This window comes from Bradyrhizobium macuxiense (genome assembly GCF_007993935.1).
GTDB lineage: Bacteria > Pseudomonadota > Alphaproteobacteria > Rhizobiales > Xanthobacteraceae > Bradyrhizobium > Bradyrhizobium macuxiense_A.
This window is the reverse complement of sequence record NZ_VITY01000010.1, coordinates 137486-160282: the sequence shown is the minus strand read 5'-3', so window position 1 is coordinate 160282 and position 22797 is coordinate 137486. Positions and strand designations below refer to the sequence as shown.

Annotated in this window: 16 protein-coding genes; 5 read left to right on the top strand and 11 right to left on the bottom strand. The window is 61.3% G+C overall.

The window, feature by feature from the left end; translation table 11 throughout:
• Positions 1 to 2 precede the first annotated feature (2 nt).
• The 5 genes from FBZ93_RS25760 to FBZ93_RS25745 all read right to left on the bottom strand — a co-directional run bounded on the left by FBZ93_RS25760 (position 3) and on the right by FBZ93_RS25745 (position 6627).
• The gene (locus FBZ93_RS25760; protein ID WP_146989650.1) at positions 3 to 236 is read right to left on the bottom strand and encodes a DUF6894 family protein; all 234 of its coding nucleotides are present in this window, start codon (positions 234 to 236) and stop codon (positions 3 to 5) included.
• 230 nt (positions 237 to 466) lie between these two features.
• Positions 467 to 1279: a helix-turn-helix transcriptional regulator gene (locus FBZ93_RS41375; RefSeq protein ID WP_246667643.1), complete on the bottom strand. Its 813-nt coding sequence runs from the start codon at positions 1277 to 1279 to the stop codon at positions 467 to 469.
• Between the two features lie 17 nt (positions 1280 to 1296).
• Positions 1297 to 3267, bottom strand: coding sequence for an AAA family ATPase (locus FBZ93_RS25755; RefSeq protein ID WP_246667642.1), 1971 nt, complete (start codon positions 3265 to 3267; stop codon positions 1297 to 1299).
• A 758-nt stretch (positions 3268 to 4025) separates the two neighbouring features.
• Positions 4026 to 5243 (bottom strand): ABC transporter substrate-binding protein, encoded by a 1218-nt coding sequence (locus FBZ93_RS25750; protein ID WP_146989648.1) that lies wholly within the window; start codon positions 5241 to 5243, stop codon positions 4026 to 4028.
• A 37-nt stretch (positions 5244 to 5280) separates the two neighbouring features.
• The gene (locus FBZ93_RS25745) at positions 5281 to 6627 is read right to left on the bottom strand and encodes an FAD-dependent monooxygenase (protein ID WP_283810840.1); all 1347 of its coding nucleotides are present in this window, start codon (positions 6625 to 6627) and stop codon (positions 5281 to 5283) included.
• 159 nt (positions 6628 to 6786) lie between these two features.
• Between FBZ93_RS25745 and FBZ93_RS25740 the strand changes: the two genes are divergently transcribed.
• Positions 6787 to 7758 (top strand): helix-turn-helix domain-containing protein, encoded by a 972-nt coding sequence (locus FBZ93_RS25740; RefSeq protein ID WP_146989645.1) that lies wholly within the window; start codon positions 6787 to 6789, stop codon positions 7756 to 7758.
• A 701-nt stretch (positions 7759 to 8459) separates the two neighbouring features.
• Here FBZ93_RS25740 and FBZ93_RS25735 read toward each other — a convergent pair.
• The 6 genes from FBZ93_RS25735 to FBZ93_RS25710 form a co-directional block, all read right to left on the bottom strand.
• Positions 8460 to 10352: an HAD-IIIC family phosphatase gene (locus tag FBZ93_RS25735; protein WP_146989643.1), complete on the bottom strand. Its 1893-nt coding sequence runs from the start codon at positions 10350 to 10352 to the stop codon at positions 8460 to 8462.
• Between the two features lie 22 nt (positions 10353 to 10374).
• Positions 10375 to 10803: a MaoC/PaaZ C-terminal domain-containing protein gene (locus FBZ93_RS25730; protein ID WP_146989641.1), complete on the bottom strand. Its 429-nt coding sequence runs from the start codon at positions 10801 to 10803 to the stop codon at positions 10375 to 10377.
• Positions 10800 to 11045 (bottom strand): acyl carrier protein, encoded by a 246-nt coding sequence (locus FBZ93_RS25725; RefSeq protein WP_050630179.1) that lies wholly within the window; start codon positions 11043 to 11045, stop codon positions 10800 to 10802. The genes FBZ93_RS25730 and FBZ93_RS25725 overlap by 4 nt, the downstream gene beginning before the upstream one ends.
• Positions 11046 to 11162: 117 nt before the next feature.
• The gene (locus FBZ93_RS25720; RefSeq protein ID WP_146989639.1) at positions 11163 to 12281 is read right to left on the bottom strand and encodes a hypothetical protein; all 1119 of its coding nucleotides are present in this window, start codon (positions 12279 to 12281) and stop codon (positions 11163 to 11165) included.
• A gap of 116 nt (positions 12282 to 12397) precedes the next feature.
• Positions 12398 to 13615, bottom strand: a complete 1218-nt coding sequence (locus FBZ93_RS25715; protein WP_146989637.1) for an MBOAT family O-acyltransferase — start codon at positions 13613 to 13615, stop codon at positions 12398 to 12400.
• A 27-nt stretch (positions 13616 to 13642) separates the two neighbouring features.
• A complete protein-coding gene (locus FBZ93_RS25710) occupies positions 13643 to 14962 on the bottom strand; it encodes a class I SAM-dependent methyltransferase (protein ID WP_167529215.1) in 1320 nt (439 codons plus the stop codon).
• Here FBZ93_RS25710 and FBZ93_RS25705 point away from each other — a divergent pair.
• The 4 genes from FBZ93_RS25705 (at position 14949) to FBZ93_RS25690 (ending at position 22621) form a co-directional block, all read left to right on the top strand.
• Complete coding sequence (locus FBZ93_RS25705; protein WP_146989633.1) at positions 14949 to 15260, top strand: hypothetical protein; 312 nt, start codon at positions 14949 to 14951, stop codon at positions 15258 to 15260. The two genes, FBZ93_RS25710 and FBZ93_RS25705, sit on opposite strands and share 14 nt — an antisense overlap.
• Positions 15261 to 15355: 95 nt before the next feature.
• Positions 15356 to 17491 (top strand): hypothetical protein, encoded by a 2136-nt coding sequence (locus FBZ93_RS25700; RefSeq protein ID WP_208764056.1) that lies wholly within the window; start codon positions 15356 to 15358, stop codon positions 17489 to 17491.
• A complete protein-coding gene (locus FBZ93_RS25695) occupies positions 17488 to 20205 on the top strand; it encodes a carboxypeptidase-like regulatory domain-containing protein (RefSeq protein WP_146989629.1) in 2718 nt (905 codons plus the stop codon). Before FBZ93_RS25700 ends, FBZ93_RS25695 begins: the two co-directional genes overlap by 4 nt.
• A gap of 139 nt (positions 20206 to 20344) precedes the next feature.
• Positions 20345 to 22621, top strand: coding sequence for a fused MFS/spermidine synthase (locus tag FBZ93_RS25690; RefSeq protein WP_146989627.1), 2277 nt, complete (start codon positions 20345 to 20347; stop codon positions 22619 to 22621).
• The last annotated feature ends 176 nt before the right edge of the window (positions 22622 to 22797 follow it).

Here is a 22797-nt window from a genome sequence, read left to right as displayed (position 1 = left end):
TCTCAACTCGGTTTGCGGAGGATGAAGGCAAACAGGACTACGAAGAGTTCTTCGCCGAGATCGTCGTTGACGTGCAGAATCCAGCGGCGCCAATCCTCACGACTTCGTGCGGTCGTGAGCGAGCGCACGACCGAGGCCGCGCGATCACGTGCCTTTCCAAGGTCTTCCACAATGGCGCCGCAGCGATCGATCAGCACCTCGTTGGCATTGGAGCAATGGAAATATACCTGCGTCATCTTCGGCCTCCTTCAAAAGAGACGGTTAGCGACGAGGCGGCAGAGCCGCAGATATCTTCGAGCGACAGCTGGAACTCGTAGCGGCGGGGACACCCGCAAGTAGGTCCAAGCCGCTATGAGGAAAAAGATCATCTGTACACCTACAGTCCCTTCGTGGATTTACACGTAGAGAATGCGGGCGACCGAGGACTGCCGCATCTGTCAGATGACCAGTCCGATGGCAGACAGGATCAGGTTGGCGGGCCGTTGGCCGTGGAGAGGATGGTCCCCAGGCCGGACCGGGAGGTGATCCCGGTCTTGGAAAAGATGTGATGCAAATGATAACCGACGGTGCGGTGTGACAGATACAGTCTTGCTCCGATCACCTTGTTCGAAAGCCCTTGAGCCGCGAGTTGGGCGATGTGCAACTCTTGCGGAGTCAGCCTCTCCCAAATTTGCCCGGTTCGGCGATGGCTGGTTTCGCCGGCTGCTCGCAACTCCTCCCGCGCGCGATCGCTCCAGGGCGAAGCGCCGAGCGCGTCGAAAATGCCGCGAGCCTCGCGCAGTGGAGCCCGCGCATCGGCGGGCCTGCGCTGCCGGCGCAGCCACACGCCGTAGCCGAGCAGGAGGCGCCCGCGCAGGAAAGGCCAATTCTTTGCAGCCGGGCCAAGGCCCTGCAAAAAGAAGCCTTCCGCATCCTCATTGGCCGCGACCAGCGCCTTGCTGTAGGACAACATTGTCTTGACCCACGGCACCGGCCTCGGGGTCGAGACGCGCTCGATCTCATCGATCACGGTACGCGCAGCTTGCGAGCGATTGGAGTAGACCGCCGCCTCTACGAAATCGGCGAGCGCAAAGAACTGCAGACCGAAGTTGAAGGCGGGATCGGCTGGCACAAACAGGCGGCGAAGGTGCTCTAATGCCTCCAAATGCCGGCCGGCGCCGATGGCGGCTATGCCTCGCGCCAACTGCAGAAGCGCTGGCAAGAAACTGGCGCCGGTTGATAAAACCAGGCGCTCCGCTTGAGCCGCGTGCGCCTCGGATTGTTCGAGTTCGCCTTGCATGCCCGCCAGCCTCGCCTTCACGATCGTGGCCGCCGCGGCCCATAAGGCGCCTCGACCTCTTCGGCAAGGCGGACTGCTTCTTCGGCCTCTCTCATTGCTCCCACCCAATCGCCCACTTCCATTTCGGACCAGGCTTGAGCAAAGAGCACACGCGGGAGGTTGCCAATGCGGGCTTGTTTGCGCAGCTCTGCGTTGGATTCGGCGAGAAAGCTTACACCGAGATCGAACGCGCCGATGATGTTTGCAGCGCTCCCCAGGATGCGCCCAATATGGGGGTCGCCGAGTCTTCCTGCGGAAAGCGCTTGCAGCTTCACGTACACCTCGCCGCCTTGTTGAAGCGGCTCTACATAGGCGGATATTGCAATCAAGCGAGGGTCGAGTTCCGGCAACTCCAGTTGGCTTGCCGCGGCGAGGACGCTAGCGCGAACGTCGCTGCTCGCGTTGCTCCACAAACAGCGTTGCGCCGCTCGCACGAGAAGACTGCTTGCCAGATCCTTCGCGCCAGCGCCGTGTGCCTGATCGGCAAACCCGATCAGGGCGGAGATCTTCCTGGGATCATTGGCCATCTGAGGCTCGCCTACTTCGCGACACCACCCGACCCGAGCGGCGCTCAGTCTATCCGACCCATCCACCTCGGCCCCCCGCAACAGATGCTCGACCAGAGTTGGCCGCCCGAGATCAACTGCTGCAAATTCGGCGGCCCGCAAAAGTCGCTCCCTTCTCGCCTTTTTCGTGCTGCTCAGCTTTGCCGCGATCTGGAGGATTTCGACGACCGTCGTGAGCGCGCCCCGCCGCAGCACACGAGTTGCCATGAGATCGTGTTCCACGGCCAGTTCATCATCCGGGCCGATGGTCGCTGCCGCGCGATGCCAAAGCCGGCGATCCTGATCTTCGATGATCGCCGCGAGCGCGGCATGAACCTTTTTGCGTGTTGCAACGTCGGTTACTTGATGAATTGCGGATCGCACAAGCGGGTGCCGAAACCGTACCTCTGTTGCATCGAACTCGATCAGCCTTGCCGAGATGGCGGGCGCGAATACGTCAACTCCGATGCTCCCATCCAGCAGCACTTCACTGGCGCGCATGATTTCGTGGGGGGACGTCCCATCGTTTTCCGCGGCTACGGACAGGAGTGTGCGTGTAACATCGGGAAGTTCGGACAAGCGACTGCAAAAGGCGCGTTCCAGGCGCTCCGTCAACGGAAGCCACCGGCCCTCACCGTGATCGGCCGCCTGTATTGCGCGCGGCAACTCCACTAGGGCCAGCGGATTGCCGGCAGCTTCTCTCAGGAAGCGGCAGTGGAGGTCCCTGGAGAGGCCGGGCGCCTGGAGGTCCAGCAAGCGTGCCGCATCGACATTGCCGAGAGGCGGAACGACGTGGCGCAAAGTGCCAGCATCTCCAAACGGGAGATCGAAGCCCTCTCGTACTGCCAGGAGCAGAACTATGGGATCCGAACTCAATCGCCTGGAGACGAAGGACAGCACGTCGCGGGTCGCCTCATCGAGCCACTGGGCGTCGTCAGCGATGAGCAAGATAGGCTTGTGACCCGCACCCTCCGTCAGAAGCGAAAGTGTCGCCAGAGCGACCAGCCAAATATCCGGCGATGCAGCGGCATCATCGCTCATGCGAAAGGCGTTCAGCAGAGCAGACCGCTGGCGAGAAGCCAAGGACTTCGCCTGTTTCATGAGCGGGCGTAGCGCCTGCTCAAGTCCAGCGAACGCAATATGAACTTCAGCCAGGACGCCCGTCATGCCGAGCACGGTGATGCCGCACTCGCGTGCCCGGCTTTTCGCCTCGTCTAGAATCGCTGACTTTCCGATCCCGGTTGCCCCGCTGACAACGAGATTCGAGCCACCCTGGTCGATACGATCGAGAAGTTGATCGATCAGGGCGATTTCTGTTTCTCGCCCCTGCAAAGATGTCGATCGCGGGACGCCCTCGCGCTGCTTTGGCCGCGGTAACGCAGTCTTTTTCAGCCGTTTCGCCATCCTGCGTCCGTGGCGCTTCGCCATGGGGATTTCCAGCCGGAACTCTGATCACAGCGTATCATGCGGCGCCGCCGGCGGACATTGCCCGGTCGGCGGCCGCGTTCAGATCGACGGAAGATCGCGCAGAGGGCTTGGGGCGCGGCGGCGCGCGGGATGGGCTAATTGCTGGTAGCCAGGACCGTGGGTTGCTGCCCGTCGGAAGGAAAAACGCCTTATACATCAATGGGGATTGACTGAAACTCTCTCCGCCATTTCTACGCTACAGCTCTCTCCAGTATCCGGTTGTCCGAATCTGCTGCGAGACGACCGAAGAATTCCGCGATTTTGCGCTAATTCCTCGCGCGAGCTGTAGGTTTTTCGCCGTGGGTTCGGAGGACGGTTCTTCCGCCACTATACTACTCCCCCAGCATCTCCTTGTTCGAAGCGACAGCAAAAACAATGGGCAGCGCGGCAGGGCCCTTGTGGCTACATCCACGCTTTTAGTCCTAGTCCTTGCGCAAACCGTGGGTTTGACCGTGGGTTCGGAGGACGGATTCACGAGGGAGTAAGCGAGCAGACGCGCCAGACAGTTCAAACCGCTTGACGTCGGACTCAAAATTCGGCTTCGCAGATTCTGCACCAAATTGAAGGGCGTAACGAACGGTGCACCGAACGCGCGAATTCTAGCGGAGGTAGGCAGCACCTCAGCTGCGCGAGGAGAAAGTCATTGAGTGCGGGCGCACGCTGAGGGGAGCCGTGTCCGATGCGGTCAAACAGCTTCACCTCTCGACGTGTCCATCCAGGATCGGGCCGAATAACTCCCACCACTCGCCGGTGAAGCGCATCATTCGGAACTGCTCGATCGGATAAAAGTCCGTCGTGCTGGTCTTGATACGAATGCCGGGAACGAGCGTATCGATCTCAAAGTCAAGGTCGGTCACTACCTTCATGACGTTTTCACGCGTGACATTGTCGCCGCAACGCTTGAGCACCTCGACGAGCGCGCTCGACGCGTTGAAGGCGACCATCGGACCGCCCTCAGAACGATCTGCTTCGGGATAGTATCTTGCCATGAAGGTCCGAAAGCGCTGCATGCCTGGCTGACCATCCCACTGCGGATCCGTGACATCCATCTGAAAACCCGCGCTGAGAATGCCTTTGGCGTTGTCAAGCCCAGCGGGTCTCAGCACTGCTCCAACGGAAACCGATATATTCGTCAAGATATGGATGGGGTGCCAATTGAGCTCGGCAATCTTCTTGATTGCCTGCGCTGCAAATTTCGACGTCGCGATATTGAGGAAGATGTCGGGATTAGCGGTCTTGATCGCGACGACTAGCGAGTCCACCGTTGGCGTACTGGTTTCGTAGGGCGTACTGGCAATGACCATCCTGTCGTACTTGTCCCGCAGCACGTCCTTCAATCCCGCCATGTAGTCCCTTCCGAAATCATCGTTCTGATAGAGGATGCCGATTTTAGCATTGGGATATTGCTCGAGAATATATGTTGCATAGACCCGTGCTTCTGCGCGGTAGTTGGGCTGCAAGCCAATCGTCCAGGGAAAATGCTCGGGTTCACCCCAGCGCGAGGCGCCGCTCAAAACGAAGAGTTGCGGCACGCGCATCGTATTCATGTACTTTTGAATGGCGGCATTGGACGCAGTACCAAGTGGCGCAAAGACCAGAAGCACTTCATCGCTCTCGACCAACCTTCGTGCCTGCTCCACGGCCTTTGGCGGACTGTAACCGTCATCATAGGAGATGAAGTTGATCTTGCGGCCGTTGATGCCGCCGTTATCGTTAATCATGCGAAAGTAAGCGCTCATGGTCTTGCCGATGATGCCATAGGCCGAAGCTGGACCGCTGTATGGCATGATGTTGCCGATCTTGATCTCGGTGTCGCTCACGCCGGGACCGTATAGCTTCTGCGCAGATGCGCTGCCTACAAACAACATGAGTGCACCGGATAATATCGCCAATTGTCTGATGATAAGGGCCATTTGGCTTCCTTTGGCAGTTACAGAGTATTCCGGGGAATCAAGCGGAGGCAGCCATCAGCGCCGTTACCCGACCGACGATCCGGGGATCGCGCAGAGCGCTGGACGGCTTCACGAGGTGGATCACCTCGCTCATGATCTGATGCACTGCGGCATCCTCGCTCGCGAGGCGCTGCAGGGCCGCATTGAAACTCATTCGCTCGCTGAAGTCATGCGGGCGCTGCCCGCGTGTCTTCTCATAGATGAAGTCGCTCTCCGCCGTCGCCCACGGCGCATCCAGAAGGCCCTGTATCGCTGCGAAGAAAGATCGCGCGAGTCCCTTGAGCGGTTGCGCATCCAAGGCCCGCGCTTCAATCAGCCGTTTCAGGACAGCGGCTTCCTGCGCGGCTACGCTCATGCCCTGGCCAGACGCGGGATTGAAGCGGCAGATCGCATCGCCGAGCGGCAGCAGACGATCCGGAAAACGCTCAAGGACCTCGAATCGCCGGCGAATGCTGCACGGAAAGACAAATCGGTGGATTGGACCGATGGGCACGGCATCCTTGATCGCGGCATAAATCGTCTGCGTCCGCAACGTCCTGACCGATGCGATGAAGTCCCCGACGTTTTCAGGTACGGCTGCGCCATGCATATGGTTGACATGGACTTGCCAGCAGTTGTTCTCGATTGGAATAAGCAAACCGCCGCGGCCGCTCTGGGGGGCGGGCCGGTGTAGCACGGCGCGCCAATCAGGGGGCGCCCGAGGCGGAATCTCGAACATCGCGGTTGCATAGCGCAGGTCGATGCCGATTTCCGTTTCTTCCGGCGGCGGCGCGCCGATCCTGTTCAGCAAATCCAGCGTCAGCGCGCCGCGCGACGACGCGTCGACGACCAAGTCAGCCGCGAGCTCGTGGCTCTGTCCGCCCTCGCGTTCGTAGCGTACGCCCGCCACCGCGTCCTTGCCGGGCGCTTCCAGAAACCTTGTGACACGGCAACGTGGGTTCAGCGCGATGTTGCCCACTCGCTGGACACGGCGCCTCGCCACGAATTCCAGAAGCGGCCGCGTCATGTTGAGACAGTCGAATCCGAGATCGCGCCGCGGAAACGGATCAAAGCCTGGCAATTCGAGACGAAATTGAGAGCCGACCCGCACCCGAACGGCCCCAGCGCGCTCAACCTCCGTTTCAAAATCCGGCAAGAGCTCGTTCAGCGCGTCGAGGCCGCCTCTAAGTAGGACGTGGACTTGTCGTGCTTGGGGCGTGCCACTGCGGGCGACCGGCGCTGACGGCAGCGCGTCACGCTCCAGCACGGTGACGGTGTCGAAGAACGACGACAGGGCTTTCGCGGCAGCGAGCCCCGCCATGCCGGCTCCGACAACGATTGCGTGCCGGCCGATTGGTCTTGACATGTTCATTGCCTGCCAAATTGCGCCGAACCTTCACCGGTAACGAACTTGCGCCGTCACGGCCAAGCGGTCTTGGACAGGAGGGAAGACGGGCTTGGACTAAAGTGCCCTGTTTGCTAGACTGTACAGATCGGTCCACGTGCTCTTGCAGCCGGACGGCAGATGGTGACGTTGACGCCAGACTACAAAGTCGTTCGGTTCTCGAGCCGCGCCTTGCCGGAAGAGGGACGAGGCAAAACGCTCGAAGAGCTGCATGAGCGCGGCCTCCTGCCGACCAGATTTGTTCGCTATGGCAACGCTGTGCCGAGGGTTGATCTTGTCAATCGCATAATGCCGGCGCTTCGCATCCTGACGGCTAGTTGTACGAGCATCCGCCGCGAGGGTGTGCGGCAAGAAGGTGACCTCGTCTATCTCTGTATGACCCTGACCGGGACGACCGTGGGAAGCCGGAGGGGGCGGGAGATAGTTCTCAGTGACGGGGACGCCGTGCTGATGACGAACGAGGAGGCCAGCTGGACCATGACCTCGCCCTCGTCCGCCAACATCGCCGGAATACGCGTGCCCCGATCTGCAATTGCGCCGCTTGTTCCCAAGCTCGGAAATATAACGATGCGACGCATCGCGAGGGACACCAGCGGGCTGAGACTCCTGAGCAAATATCTCGACATCGTAGCCGACGATGAGGCGTTAGCGACACCCGCCTCGCAGCGCCTTATCATCAGCCACTTCTATGATCTCGTCGCGCTGGCGCTTGGGGCAAGCGGCGACGCCACGGCGCTTGCCGTGGACAGAACGGTGGGCGCGGTCCGGCTGGCCGCCATCAAGGCCGATATCATTGCCAACCTCGATGACGGCAACCTGAACGCGACGATAGTCGCGACCCGCAATCGCATGACGGTGCGCTATCTGCACAAGCTGTTCGAGAGCGAGGGCGTCACCTACTCGGAGTTCGTACTCGGCCAGCGCTTGGTGCGTGCCTTTGGAATTTTGAGGAACCCGCTGCATTCGCGCCGCGCGATCAGCACGATCGCATTCGAACTCGGCTTCAATGACCTCTCGTACTTCAATAGGGCGTTTCGCCGGCGCTACCACGCGACACCATCCGAGATCAGGAATGGTACGGGGGCGAAATAGGATCGTCCTCGAGACCGCCTCGCCTTGCGCGCGAACCGCACCAGTTTCGGAGTTTGGGCGGGGATTGTCGGATGGTTGATGTCCGCTCCCGCTCATAAGCGCCGCGCGGCGGGGGCCGGGCCAAGGCGTTGCGATCCGGATCGCCGTGATCCAAGCTCCAAAACTGGGCGATCGAATCATGCGCTACGAACTCGCCGACTATGAATCGACCGCCATTATGCCGATGCCGCCGACAACGCGTTCAACTAATCGCAACGGTCGGTTTGCAGGCCACCGCTTATTCGCCGCGGCGCGCCTTACTACGCCGTGTTACGTGTCCATGCGAAACCGAGCCTGAGACGGTGTTACTATAGGTAAGCGACCATTTGGTTGCGTACGCGTTGTCGTAGACAAACCGCATTTCATGCGTAGCCCAAACGGTAGGTTTTGCTTTCAGAAATTCGAAAATGCGTTATCCTTCAATAAGGGTTGACTGACACTCTCTCCGCCATCTGCACGATCCGACATTCCGCTCGGACAATGCGAGCGGCAGCTTCGTGCCTTGAGGCCGGATGTTCAAATCCGGCCGTCGCTGGCTACGTCAAATCATCTGACCATGAGAAATCGGCCGGGAGCGGTTTGGCTCTGGCCGGGAATGTTCGATGCGGCCCGTGCACGGGATCGCGCCGGCGGTATCACCGTTCGGGCCTCGCGGCCCGTTCTCACGCATTCGCTGCGCTGTCGCGAATGACCTCGAACGGCAGGGCGGGGACGTTGTATTCGGAGATATCCAGCTTCCAGACATGCTGGTCGTCCGTGCCGCCGGCCGGCGCAAATCCGAGCTTCTTGTACAGGTCGCGCACCATCCCGTTCTTGGCGGTGGGGAGGTAGCTTCCCTCCAGCGTGTCGACGCCGTTCAAACGGCAGTGGCGGACGAGCTCGGCGATGATGGCTTCCTCGACTCGTCTGCCGAGGACCCGGCAGCTCATCAACCAGGTGTCGATATCGAAGGTCGCGTCCTTCTTTCGCGCAATGACGACGCCAATCACCCCGTTGTCACCGAAGCGGTCGCGCAGCCTGATCTGGAAGGTCAGGCAATCCGGCGAGCGCGACATGGTCTCGACTTCGGAATGCGTGTAGCGACGCGTCGTCAGGTTGAACTGATTGGTCTTGTTGATGAGCTGCGCGATCCGCCCCAGATTGACGGCATCGAACGCGTGGAATTCGATCGTCATGCCGAGCGAGGTCAGGAATTCGTCCATGTCGCGGGACTTCGCCGACAGCTCCGCACGTTGCGCATTTGCCTGATATTGGTCGCCGCGCTGACGATCCTCTTCGGAAAACGTGACGGCTTCGAAATAGCCCGCGTTCAGCAGCGTGCGCGCATAGAGCGAAGGATCGGCGGGCAGCTCGGGCACGGCCACCATCGGCAACGCCTTTCGCACCTGGCTTCGCTCGGCGGGGTTGTCATCGAGCAGCACGAGGGAATCCAGCCCGATATTCAGCGTCTTGGCGATGGCCTCGATATTGGTCGCCTTGTCGCTCCAATTGGCTTGAAAGACCGCAATGTGGTCCAGCTTCAGCGTCATCTCGGGATGTTCGCGGAAGGGCTGTCGTGCGACCTCATCGGTATTCTTCGACGATACCGCCAGGATGACGCCGCGATCGCGCAGCTGAAGCGCGGTCCGCTGGATCTCGGTGAAGGCTTCTCCCACCCCATCGCCCTGTCCGAGAACGATCCCTTCCAGTCCGTCGTCGCCGATCGTGCCGCCCCAGAGCGTGTTATCGAGATCAAGCACGAGGCATTTGCGGGCGTTGCCGCGGATCGCGCCAAGCAGGCGTCCGACATATTCAACGTAGATCGGCACCATCGTTTGCGCGAAGGGCAGCTTGTAGAGATTCCACTGGACGGGATTGTGCCAGTTCTGGGTTCCGATCGATTCCGCCAGGGCGGCGACATCGAGGATGTAGTCACCGCGCTTCGCGGCGAGCTCGCGAAGCCCGTCGTTGAAATCCTGGATCTGGCGGCGCAACGACATCGACACCTGCGCGTCCATGCTTCCGAACAGCGGTTGCGGCGGGCAGGCAACGGTCTGAAAGATGACCGGCACCCCGGCGCCACGCTCGAGGCCTTCGCGGATCATCCCCACATAGTCGAGCGCGGACTGGTCCGACGAATTGCCGCCGGCGCTGTTGAAGGGCAGCCCGTGGAAATCGAGCGCGAGCAGAACGGCGTCGGGCTTGGCGGCGTTGATCGTGGAGGACGCATCGAGTGCTTCCTGCGCCACCTGATCGTAGTCGGCCTGGGTCACGCGGAGCAAGACGCCATGGCGCGCGGCGCCGGCGGCAAGGGCAGGGGCGAACAGGCAGGTTGTGCCGTTGCCGAGCAACCCAAGATGAAACCCGCGAAGCGGCGACAGCGCTTTCGTCTTGGTTCGCGCGCGTTCGATGGTCTTCGAAAGGCGCGTGAGCTGATCCGTATTGAGGGCCTTGGTGGCGAGCCCGACGATCTCGGCGCCATCAGGTGCATCGGAGGCATCAAGCGCGTTGCAGAGTGATTTGAAATCCGCGGGGGGCGCTTCTAACCAGGGTAGTTCTTGAAGCTGAAACGTCATGGCGTTTTGACCCAGGATGGTGTCATTCGTCTAGAAGTTTGGATCCGGCGGTGCCGCTGGCGATCAACTTCTCACCCGCATACACCCGAAACTTCAGGCTGACGGTATGGGTGGATTGCGACACGTGAGTGAGTTCGCCGTTGAAAGTCGCTTCCTCGTCGATATAGAGCGGCTTATTGAAGTCAATCCGCCAGCTCGTTGCCAGCCCAAGGTCGCCCGGCAAATGCATACCGACCAGATGCGAAAGCCTGGCGACGGTGAGCGCGCCGTAGACGACGGGGCCCGAGAACCCGCGGCTTCGCGCGAATTCGGCATCGATATGAATGCGGCTCGAATCTCCCGACAGCTTTCGGAAGGTATCCATCTCACTTTGGCCGATCCGGAACGGAAGCGAGACGGTCATGCCCTCCTTGAGCTCGCTCCAGACCAGCACTCGTGGCTGTTCGCTCAACGCGACGCCCTTTGACGGATGACGTTGACGAATTCGCCGACGTTCTTCAGGGCGGCAACCTCGCCGGTCGAGAACTGGATCTTGAACTCCACCTCGACAGCGACGACCAGCCGGATATTGCTGAGGCTGTCCCACGCCGGCACTTCCGCCGCGGTCATTTCCGGATGGGGCGTTAGCGTGTCGTCGTCGAAGACGTCCCGGAAAATCGGCGTGAGGCGGGAATAGATTTCCTCGTCAGTCATCACAATCATCCCACGATTTGGGTAAGCCGGCAGCGCCGAAATGGCCAAGCAAGTGCCGTAAAATTCGTATTTTCGGCGCGAGGACTAGCAGATGGCACCGGCATTCACAAGGCTCCCTCACCGTCTCCCGATCATGGCGTCCAGGCGCGGGCCAAGTTCCGCGCTCAGCTGGCCGTAGCCGGCCTTATCGAGATGAACGTGATCGAGGAATTCGGACGCCGGAAGGGTCGCGAGCGGCCCAACGTAAACTCGGTCCGGAGGCTGCGGCGTGATGATCTGCACGAGTTGAGCCTGCAGCTCGGCAAATTTTTGCTGCGGAAGCAGGTCTGGCAATACCTTCGGATTCTCGGTCGCGTAGAAGATCAGCGTGGGCTGTTTTGCCTCAGACACGCGCCGCAGCGTCCGTTCGAGGGCTTGTCGTTGCGGGTTGTCGGGAGCGAGGTCGATCTTTTCGTACCGTGACCGCGCCCGCATCAGGAGCACGATATCGTCGAGGTCGTCGCCCTTGGCCCCTGACGAGCCTTGCAGCCATTTGTCCGCGGCATCTCGCAGGCCGACCAGGAAGTTGAAGGGGCTGCCGTCGAACCACAGGGCCTGGAGAAAGTCGCGCGACCGGTACAGAAACCACCAATTGACCAGTGCGTCGTGGCTCCATCGCGCGATCCCGCCAACTCCCTGGCCGGTGGAATAGGTGCCGTTGGCATCGACGGACAGGGTGTCCAGCCAGACACGGGTTCTGCTTTCGCCTTCCCGATCGAAGTCACGGGAGAAGGAGCGCAGGCTCAGATCGAACACGATGACATCGGGCTTTGTGGGCAGAACGATGCGTACAAGGTTCTCAAGATCGGTCGGAAGCGTCCCGTTCATGCCGAAATTGGCGACATATACCTTTTGACCGGGATGCTTTTCGGCAAGCCAGTTCTGCAACTGGCTCGACAAGGTATGCGATTGCCAGGCGGTATCGCCCTTGTCCCGCATGGCGCGACCGAAGATCAGGGAGTCGCCCAGAACGGCGACCTTCAGTCCGTCGAACTTTCGAAACTCTTCGAGCTTGGTGTAGAGCGCCGCCGGCGACTGGACGTCGATCGTCCTTCGAAAGATGCCGCTGGCCGGCGCGGCGATCCGCAAGGCAACATCCAGACAGGCCAGCACCGCGACCAGCACAGCCACCGTCACAGCGAGGCGCGAGAGAACGTCGCGCCCCCGGGGTCCCTTGGTTTTTGCAGGCTCGACCATCAGCGTTCAGAAGTTCTGGTAAACGAACAGCGCCTGGCCGGTGTTCGACAGCAGCACGATGATGGCGATCTTCGCCGCCAGCCAGACAATCCTGAGAATGTCGTCGCGTCCCAATGTCATCGATACAGCCCCAGCATTTTACCGTAGATCGCGCCCCACTCCGAGTAGGACTTGAGCCAAAGGATCAGTGTTGTCGACACGAACGCGTAAACGAGAAAGCGACGGAGATAGATCGAGGGCCCGGTGACGGCCGGCCCCTTCTTGACGCCGACATATTTGCGGAAAAGCTGGCTCGCGACCAGCGCGCCGCCGTGAACCGTGCCGAACGCCAGAAAGCCCCACGTCACCCCATGCCACAGCGCGATCAGGATCATCGAGGCGAAGTACACGGCCGATATCAAGGCAAACTGGATGCGGCGCGGCGCCTTCTTGATGACGATGAAGTTGAGCGGCGTGAAGACGTAATCCCTGACCAGCGTGCTGAGCGAGATATGCCACCGATTCCAGAATTCCTGGATCGTCGTTGAATCGAACGGCCGATTGAAGTTCTCGATCAGCCGGAAGCCCATCAGCGAGGCCGTCCCGATCACGATGTCGCAATAGCCGCTAAAATCGAGGTAGATGAGGCCGAGCTGGGCCAGCGCCCCCACCCACAACATCGGCCCCGACATCTGTGCGGCGTTGTCGAACGAGAAGATGCCGAACGCCGACAGGTTGTCGGCCAGGACGAACTTCTTGATCATTCCGTTGGCGATGCGGTGAAGCGCAGGGATGACCGCCTTGGTATCGAAGACAGGGGATGCCAACTGCAGCTCGAAGCTTCGATAGCGCTCGATCGGTCCGGCCAGCAATGCAGGAAAAAACAGGACATAGGTGCAGAATCGAAGGAAGCTCGGCCTTTCGATGAACTCCACCTCCATCAGGTAGCTGACGCAGCGGAACACCATGTAGGAGATGCCGATGATGTGGACCGGCATGTAGTGGAACGGGTTGGCCGCCCCCAGCAATCGGGGGTCTCGCGCCAGGAACAGGAAGATCCAGAGCAATGCGACGGCGAGCAGCTGCGCTTCCATGGTGAAGCGCGCGCCGCGTTGCTTGCGAAACAGGCCGATCCCGTATGAAACGGCAAGGAAGCCGGCCAGCACGATGATCGACGCCGGATCGAATCCGAAGCTGATGAAGAATGCGAAGCTCAGCAGCAGCAGGGCGACATTGCGCGCCATCTGCAGGTTGACGGCGCAGCAGATAATGACGGCTGCTGCCGAGATGTACAAAAACTCGAAGCTGTTCAGGGAAGGCCCGCCGACGACGGCGGCTGCTGATTGGAAAAGCATGGCATCCCTTCTCGGCGCAGCGAGTCCCTAGCCGGGCCGACGTCCAACAGCCACGCAATTGATCGTCAGGCGGTCCTTCAAGCACCGCTCGAGGCCGTACCCCGTCATCGGGAACAATTGGTTCTTCTCGATCTCGAATCCCGCCGCCTTCATCAGGTCGGTCATCTCCGACGGCTTGTCGATCAGGTAGAGATGATCGGGAGCGGGACTGTTGGCGGGCATGTTCACCAGGATCCGTCCGCCGGGCTTCAGATAGCGGATGAGGGATCGCAGCGCCTTGAGCGGGTCCTCGAGATGCTCCAGCAGCTCGCTCACGACGATGCTGTCGAAGCTGTCGCGCTGATCGGGAGCGTCGAACATGTCCTGGCGGACCAGCTCGACTTCATCGCTGACGCCGATCACTTCCAGGGTGCGCCGCGTGGCCGCGATGGCGCCTTCGCTGACGTCCCACCCGACGATCGAGCCGGATCGGGAATCCGTCGCCGTCAGGTAGAGCAGCGCGCCGTGGCCTGGCCCCACCTCGAGATGACGATATCCTTCCGGGAGCATCGGCAGATACTGGCTTCGATAGAAGGTCAGCGCGCCGGCGTGGTTGTGCCAGAACACGCCCGACAGCAGCAGCCCGTTCATGTATTTTTCCATGACGTCGGGCTTCGAATAGACGTCGCGAACCGCCTCGCTGAACTTGGAGCGCTCGTAGCGCCCATGACGCCGGAAGAACAATTCGGCTTCCAGGATCATGTTCTCGCAGAAATACCGGTAGTCGTGGCAGATCTTGTCGATGGTCCCGAAGTGATGGAGCGCGATCTTGGTGACGAGCTCCGACGATGCCTCGGTGTCGCGCATGACCTCGAGCGACCTGTTGCCGAGGCTGGTTGCCAAGGTGGGCTCGTGCTGGGGCCACGCCGCGATCTGTCGCTCAACCAGTGCCGAGAGGTAGGGGTACGCGGCAATGTCGATCTCTGCGATTTTCGACCGTCGCACGATGTTCGTGGAACCCGTCACCCTGACCACCCTTTGGTTGAAATTATCGCCCTTCTGACACAGCCGGGCTTGTCCGTGCAAGGCCTTGAACAGCGATAATTCTTCCCGGCAGCAGGGCCGGAGGGCATCCCGGCAAGGCCGGGCGGAGCCGTTGGCCAATTGATAACTTGACGAAGCCAAAAAGCTCAGCCAGATAGCCGCGAGGTCAAGGGCCAGAAACATGAAAAGCCGCTTCCCAAGCGCATTTGGTCTGCTGCGCCAGGCCGTCATCATGGGGACATTGTCGCTGGCAGGAATTTCCTCCGCCTTCGCGGCTGCCGCGCCACTTGTAGTAGAGAAGGACCATCGGGTGGCCGCGGCCAAGGACACCCATCTCATTCTCGTGTTGGACTTGAAGCCGAACCTCGGCGATTTGCGAAAATCCGGCGCTGAGGCGTCCGATCTGGTCCGGGCGACAGCCGCCAGCTATGCCAAGGATTATCTTGCGCAGCCGGAGTTCAGCTCGAGCCTGAAAGTCGTGGTCTATCTGATCTCGGTCGAAAGCATGGATGAGTACAACCGCGCCAAATTCGACGGCATGAAGCGGTATGGCACCATCGCTTTCGAGAAAAAGGGCGACGAGGTCGTGCTGACCGAAGACAAGCTCTCCTTTACCCCGTAGTCCTCTTAGCCCATAGGCCTTCAGGTCTTTCCCTGGGACATCGCCTGCTCAACATGACGAGTTCGAAGCTTATAAGAACGGCTGCTGGGATCATCTTGGTCGTCGCAATTTGCGGCGGCATCGCGGCAACGGTCGAGAAGACGCGCCGGTACATCAATCAGCGAATTGATCGCATGTTGGCCGAACGCACCCCGCCGAAGCCGGAAATTCCGCCTCCGCCTCCACCGCCGCCCGCTCCAGTGCAATCGTCCTTCGACAAGAAGGCACAGATCGAACTTCAGCAACTGTCCGCGCGCGTCACGACGCTGGAGGCGTTGCTGGCCGGCGCCGGAGGCACGCTCGTCGACCATGCCCCGGTTGCGAGTGATTATCGCGGGCAGGGCGCGCCGGTTTTTGCGATGCTTGATGCCGTGGGGCCCTATCGCAAGAACGGGCTTTTCGAGATCTACGGCGGTAATTTCCGCGAAAGACGCCCCGGCCCGATCAGCGTCAGCGAGGCGGATTTCGAGATCACCCATGGACAGGCATGGCTGATCTGGTCTCCCGACTTCACGCCGGCGAAGGACGCGACCCATCTCCAGATCAAGTTCGCTGCGCCTCCGACGACGGGCAAGTTGACCGTCGGATTCGTTCTCGATGACGGACAGTCCCTGTCCTGGGTATTGGACCTGGCCGCCAAGAGCGCGGAGCCGGCAGGTCTGCTGCCGCCGATCCTGCCCGATGACATCGTCACACGCGCCAACAACGCGCAGGTGGTCGGAGATATCAAGCTGGCCGGAAATCAGGTAACCGTCCCGCTGCCTCCCAGCCTCGTCCTCAACCTGAGAAGCGGCCGGACCAAGGCGATTTCGCAATGGTTCGTGAAGGTCGATGGTGCGGCCGGAACGACGATGCGCTTCCAGACGCTTGCTCTGGTTCGGCCGGCGCCCAAGGCGACCAGCACTGGTGTCGCGTTGGCGGGCAAGGTTGTCGGGGGCGACATTGCCCCGAACACGTCGATCGAATTGCTGGAGGAATCGGGCGCCACGAAGAAGAGTGTGCTCGCGGCCGACGGCAGCTTCGCCTTCACCGCAGTCGATCCGACGAAGCCGGTGTCCCTGCGCCTGCGACGCGAAGAGTTCGAGCATTCCGCGACACTCGGCCGATGGTTCGTTCCATCATACGATCGCGACGACCTCGTCATCGACGTGCGTCCGATCTACGTCAACGAGGACGGCCATGCTCCCGATTCGGCCCGCGCAAAATTCAATGGCGCCCGCAAGCCGTCTCCCTACGCAGCGTTCTACGAACCGCATAGCCGCCAATACTGGCCGGGTGCCGGCACGGTCCAGGAGTACGACTCGACCACGTTCGTGAACAATCAGGGGTACGTCGATCGAGACCGCTTCTTCGACAATCCCGACAACTGCGTCCGTCTCGCCAGCACGGGTGGCAGCGACATGGTTGCCCTGCAAGTTCGCCCCTTCGAAAAGGTCAATATTATTCTCGAGGAAAGTCTCGGCGTCGCCCTGCATCGATGTGTCGAGGTGATCTCCGCTGCGACCGACAATGGCGACATCGGTACGAACTATCCGAGAATTCGAGACTATACGTCGAAGTTCGGCGTTCAGGCCACGTTGGTATCGATGCTTGCGGGGCTGGTCTCCCAGGTCAGCCCGACGATGCTGCACGACGGATTGGGATTCGATCCGGAGAACAGCGCCATTCCGAATTTCCTCCACGATGCGAGCGGCGCCTTGACCTTCAGGACGGCTTCGCCGGTGTTCTCCGTCTTCATGGCCAAGCCGACGTACCCGGAATACGTCAAGGGAATCCCGTTCGGCGAGACGCTGCGGGTGCCCTTCGATGTCATGCCGCAACCCGGCAAGGAAGCATTCCAGTACTGGACCGAAATCGTCTCCTATATCGAGAAGCATCATCCCGGTCAGAATTTCATATTCCATACCGGCGTAGACCAGGCGCAGTGCCGTAAGAATTGTGAGTCGACGCTGACCCTGGCCGACGGCACTAAAGTTGCCGCGGGCGCAAAGGGCTTCGTCAGGAACGTGACCGAGTACTGCGCCAAGAATGGGTACACCTGCGTGAACCCCAATTTCTCCGATAGATATGGCGAAGTGCCGCGGCTGCTGACGTTTCAATTCGACGGGCATTACTCGAAACTTGGACATCAATGGCTCGCGGAGGAGCTGACGGCGCCATTGGCCAAGATCCTGTCCGATACGTCGAGATGAAAAAGGCCGGCGCCTATCTGCTTGCTCTGCGCGTGATTGTCGCGCTCGGGTGCTGTGCGCTCGGCTCGGCATCAGCGCTTGCTGACGCGGGGAAACCGGATGATCCGGTTCGCGTGTTGCCGTATCCGTTTTCGCATATCGTCAGTTTTGCCGCGGATGCCGACGCGCTTCGTCCCTGGCATGGCGCGGCCATTCATCGTTTCTTCAACGAAGAACTTGGCCTGACGATATCGGATTCGCTTTGGCCGCAAGGCGGCGAGGGGCGCTCGGCCTTTTTTGTCGGACCGGGGCAGTTGAACCGGTTTCCCTCCGGCATTGGCTCCGAACCCACTTTTGCCCTGCTTTTGCGAGAGTGGCATCGCGGAAACATCGATCATTTCCACAGCTGGCACGAAGACAGTCCATTACCTTTTCGAACGGAGATCCAGCCACCGCATTCGCTGTCGGCGGCACGATCGAGCCTGGATATGACTGCATCTTCTGTCGGTCTGCCTGCTCAGCCAAGTCGTAACGTCAGATTCTACTTCTCCGCGGCTCCGCCTGCGGACCTTTCGATCATGCTGCACGATCGCCAAGGCCGCTCGGCCATTTTTGGTCCAGGAGACATTGCTCGCGGACAGGACATTCAGTTTGAAGTCGGATCGCTGGGCTGGATCGTCGAGGTGATCGTGCCGGTGCAGTCCGATGGCGTGACGCAGATCGTCAATCCGATGGCGATCGACCGGATTGATTTTATCGCGCCTTCCTGCGCTGCCGGCTGTCCCGCTTCCCTCACCAGAGTGGAGCGCGATCACTTCAGCCGGTACACGGTGCTGTCCGAAATCCCGTGGCTGGAAGCCTGGAACGTTCGCCCGGCCATACTGACGTCCCACGGCGGCAACACGCTTGTTCAGGACTTCGGCGTTCCGGGACAGTCTTCGAAGTTTGTCGCATTCGACAACCCCGCGCTCGTCGATACGCATGAGGCGCTTGCAGACCGGAAGCAGAGCCATGCCTACCATTCCGATCTTTTGAGAAAGCTTGGAGTGCTCGCGGTCTGGTCCTATTTTGCTGCCGATGCGAAGGACTTGTTCGTCGCGCCTGATGGACCCGAAGTCCAGCACGGTCTGCTACCGCTCACATCGACCTACGAGAAGCTCTACAATCTACCTCGTGCGCATCCGCCCGCGTTCGACACCAGCAGCGAAGACAAGTTTGATGCGTCGGCGCGAACCTTGCTCGCGGATATTCCCGAGGTCGAGAGGAAGGAGCTCTATTGCGGACCGAGCTGCAACGTGTCCCAGGGCAACGCGCTCGCGATGCTGATCGCCTCTCACCTCGAGTCGATCAACCGCGGCAAGAAGGTGAAGGGGCTGATCTACACCCATTTCGGCTCCGAAGAAGGAACTCAGGTCTTTCGAGCCTCGGTGGAGGAGCCGGTGACGCCGGCCGTTCGGAAATGGATGCGACGGTTTGCAAACTACGTCTACGACTTCGACGGCTCGATCGGTGTCAATCGACGCATCTGGTCACCGCCGGCGAACACGTGGGTTCGCTACCAGGTGATGCATTCCAACATCGCCTCTCACCTTGCAATCGACAAATCCGCGATCTCGATCACGCCCTGGACTGATCCGGTCACGCAAACGACCTGGCCCGATATGCGCGCCGGGACGCGAGACCTGCACGGGCTCACGGTGTACGTTCCCGATCCTGAACATGCCTCCGTGAAGATCGGCGGGAAAGAGACGCAATCATTCACCCGCAACCCGCCCGATGAAACCGGCAAGACGTCGATCACATTGGTCGACGATCAGGTGCCGACCCCGATCATCGGCCAGGTTTCCCTGAAGGACCGCGCAGGCATCGAAGCCATATCGGGACAATTCACCGACGCCTCGGCGGCCAGTCCCTATGTCAGCCTTGCAACCGAGAAATCCGGCGACGCCAGCGCCGCTATCAAGCCGTGGCGGCTCGACCTGTGGAACACGAGCCACCTGCAGCTCGCGGTTCGCAAACGCTGTTCAGACAAGAATGCGGAGAGCTGCCTTGGATCCCGTTTCAAGATCGAATTGCTGATGGAGGACGGCGGCACGGTTTCCATTCGGGAGGATCAGCCCGCGGATGGACATCTGTCGTCCAGCGCGTGGTCCGTCCCGCGGGTGGAGAAGCTCGATACGTGGGTATCGCACACGCTCGATGTGGCGCAGTTGGTCTGGCCTAAATTCATCGACGAGAGTGACGACTGGCGTCGTCCTCCCCTCCCGATCGGGAAGGTCAAGGAGGTGAGGGTATCGCTGACGAACGCGCCTGCGGGCACGACGCTCGATGTACAAAATTTCAGGGCCTTGCGGCCCTCCGGGAACGGTCAGGCCGCTGATGGCACCAAGCTGATCGCGGGCCGTGTCACCTTGGACGGCTCGATGCCGGTGCCGGGCGTGCAAGTTCGAGCCGCGACGGGACCCGGACACGTCATCTCCACCGCGACCGATCAAGATGGGTATTACTTCTTCCCCCGACAGCCGAATGGGCAGATCGTGAGCATCCGCGCTCAACTGGGCTCGCGGCAGTGCTTCCCATGGCAGGGGCGTCGCATCGAGATCAGCAAGGACGAGGCTGAGCTCGACATCGAGCTCGGGCAAAGCCTGCAACTCGCGCGGCCTGCATCCGGTACCGCCGGCCTTGCCGAACAGGCTTGCGAAGCGGCGCCGGGCGTTGTGGCGCAGCAGCAGTAACCGGCGTACCGACGGGCGCCTGCTCACGCCGACGGAACGCGAACACTGTCAACTGCCTGACGCCGCTCCTGAACTCCGCTTAACGCTTGCTTAGGCGCGGCGAAGCTACCCTGCCAGGCGGGATTGCGGGAACCAGCGGATGTCAGTCGTCGAGAACGCGCCAGATCAAACGCTGCCCGCGGCGGCGCGTTCGGTCGATGACACGCGCCTGCTGCCGTTGCTCAGCGTGGCGACGCTGCTGGTGTCCGCGCTGCTGTTGTTTCTGATTCAGCCGATGTTCGCGAAGATGGTGCTGCCGAAGCTCGGCGGCGCGCCTTCGGTCTGGTCGGTGGCGATGGTGTTCTTCCAGGCCGTTCTGCTTGCCGGCTATGCCTATGCCCATCTGCTCGGCCGCTTGCTCGGGCCGCAGCGCGCGGGGCTGGTCCATCTGCTTCTGCTCGCTGTCACGGCGATGACCCTGCCGATCGCGATCGCGCCGAATTGGGGTGCACCGCCGGCGGATGGAACGGCGCTGTGGCTGTTTGGGCTGTTCGCTGCGTCGATCGGCCTGCCGTTCTTCACGTTGTCGGCCAGCGCACCCTTGCTGCAGAGCTGGTTCGCCGCGAGCGGCCATCGCGAGGCCAGCAATCCCTACGTGCTCTATGCCGCCTCGAATCTCGGCTCGTTCGCGGCGCTGTTTGCTTATCCCGCGGTCGTCGAACCGCTGCTGACGCTGAAAATGCAGGCGAGCGCCTGGTCGGTCGGCTTCGCGGTCCTCGCGCTCCTCGTCACGGCGGTCGCCTTCGTGCTCGGACGAGGCAATGGCGTTGCGGGCACAGCGCCGCCGCCGCAGACATCGATCGTCAGCGCAACCGACCGGCTGCGCTGGATCGCGCTTGCGGCCGTTCCATCCGGGCTGGTCATCGCGGTGACCGCGCATCTGACGACCGACGTCGCGGCAACGCCGTTTCTGTGGGTCATTCCGCTGGCGCTTTATCTGTTCACCTTCGTCGTCGTGTTCCGCGATCGGCCGTGGATCAGCCATGCGACCGTGGTGCGGCTCGTGCCGTTCGCCGTGGCTCCGCTTGCGATCAGTCTCGTCGGCGCCAAGGTGTTCTGGTTCACGACGATCGTGCTCCACCTCGTGGTGTTCACGCTGCTGACGCTGCTCTGCCATGGCGAGCTCTATGCCCGCCGCCCGCACCCGGAGCGGCTGACGGAGTTCTTCCTGTGCACCTCGTTCGGCGGCGTGCTGGGCGGCGCCTTCGCGGGATTGCTGGCGCCACAGATTTTTTCCGGCAACTACGAATATCCGATCCTGATCGCGCTCGCGTTGCTGGCGCTGCCCGGCATGTTTGCAGGTAGCGCGCGCCAGACGCTGGTGAAGGCATCACCATGGCTGGCGGTGGCGATCGCGCTTGCCATGGTCTGGTACGCGACCCAGTTGCGGCTGCCGGCTGCCTTCGAGCTGCCATTCAGCGCCCTGCTGGTCGTGCTGACGGCCTGCATGCTCTTGCTGCGGCAGCGGCCGGTGGCCTTCGCCGGGCTTGCGGTCACCGGCCTGCTGCTGACGACGTTGTGGCGTCCCGGCATGGCCCCGATCGAGACCGCGCGCAGCTTCTTCGGTGTCCATACGGTGGTCGATCTTGCCGACGGCAGCGCGCGGCTGCTGTTCCACGGCAACACGATGCATGGCGCCGAACGGTTGCGTAACGCGGATAGCACGCCGGTCGCGGGAGCGCCCGAGCCGCAGAGCTATTATTATCCCGGCAGCCCGCTGGCCGAAGGGATCGCGGCGGCACGTGGCGCCAAAGATCGCTTCAAGGACGGCTTCGAGCGGGTTGCGGTCGTCGGTCTCGGGACCGGCTCGCTCGCCTGTTATCTTCGCGGCAGAGAGAGCTGGACCTTCTTCGAGATCGATCCCGAGGTGATCCGGATCGCGAGCAATCCCGCATTCTTCACCTTCCTCTCGCGCTGCGCGCCGAAGGCCAGGCTCGTGCTCGGCGATGCGCGTCTGACGTTGCAGGCCTCATCCGATCGCTACGACCTGATCGTGCTGGACGCCTTCTCATCCGATGGCATTCCCGTCCATTTGCTGACGCGTGAAGCGATTGCCGGCTATCTGTCGAAGCTGACGCCGCACGGCAGCATTCTCGTGCACATCTCCAACCGTCATCTCGATCTGGCGCCGATCCTGGCCAATGTCGCGCGCTCCGAGGGGTTGATCGCGCTGTTCAAGGAAGGGCATCCCGCCGGCGACGTCATGACCACGCTCAGGACAGCGTCCCGGGTGGTCATGCTGGCACGCACGCCCGAGGATGCCGGCGAGGCGGCACGGCATTGGACCGCCATGTCGCCGGATCCGGCCGGCGCATTCTGGACGGACGACTACTCGAATCTCCTTGGCCCCATGCTGCGGGCGAAGTTCGGCTCCTGAGCGCGCATAGACGACGCGCGCGGCTGTCTTCCACGGTCATTCCCCGCTGCGGCGCGCCCGGATTGGCTAAAGGAGTGTTAAGCGCGAGGTTCGATTTTCGTCGATCGCGCAGAGCTGACATTAAATTGTCATGCCGTAGGAATCGGAGGAGCTTGCCACGAGCGGCGTGAGGACAA

Coding starts and splice junctions, on each gene's coding strand:
- FBZ93_RS25690 (WP_146989627.1), top strand. CDS start 20,345: ATGTCAGTCGTCGAGAACGCGCCAGATCAAACGCTGCCCGCGGCGGCG.
- FBZ93_RS41375 (WP_246667643.1), bottom strand. CDS start 1,279: ATGCAAGGCGAACTCGAACAATCCGAGGCGCACGCGGCTCAAGCGGAG.
- FBZ93_RS25750 (WP_146989648.1), bottom strand. CDS start 5,243: ATGGCCCTTATCATCAGACAATTGGCGATATTATCCGGTGCACTCATG.
- FBZ93_RS25745 (WP_283810840.1), bottom strand. CDS start 6,627: ATGTCAAGACCAATCGGCCGGCACGCAATCGTTGTCGGAGCCGGCATG.
- FBZ93_RS25760 (WP_146989650.1), bottom strand. CDS start 236: ATGACGCAGGTATATTTCCATTGCTCCAATGCCAACGAGGTGCTGATC.
- FBZ93_RS25740 (WP_146989645.1), top strand. CDS start 6,787: ATGGTGACGTTGACGCCAGACTACAAAGTCGTTCGGTTCTCGAGCCGC.
- FBZ93_RS25725 (WP_050630179.1), bottom strand. CDS start 11,045: ATGACTGACGAGGAAATCTATTCCCGCCTCACGCCGATTTTCCGGGAC.
- FBZ93_RS25755 (WP_246667642.1), bottom strand. CDS start 3,267: ATGGCGAAACGGCTGAAAAAGACTGCGTTACCGCGGCCAAAGCAGCGC.
- FBZ93_RS25715 (WP_146989637.1), bottom strand. CDS start 13,615: ATGCTTTTCCAATCAGCAGCCGCCGTCGTCGGCGGGCCTTCCCTGAAC.
- FBZ93_RS25720 (WP_146989639.1), bottom strand. CDS start 12,281: ATGGTCGAGCCTGCAAAAACCAAGGGACCCCGGGGGCGCGACGTTCTC.
- FBZ93_RS25695 (WP_146989629.1), top strand. CDS start 17,488: ATGAAAAAGGCCGGCGCCTATCTGCTTGCTCTGCGCGTGATTGTCGCG.
- FBZ93_RS25735 (WP_146989643.1), bottom strand. CDS start 10,352: ATGACGTTTCAGCTTCAAGAACTACCCTGGTTAGAAGCGCCCCCCGCG.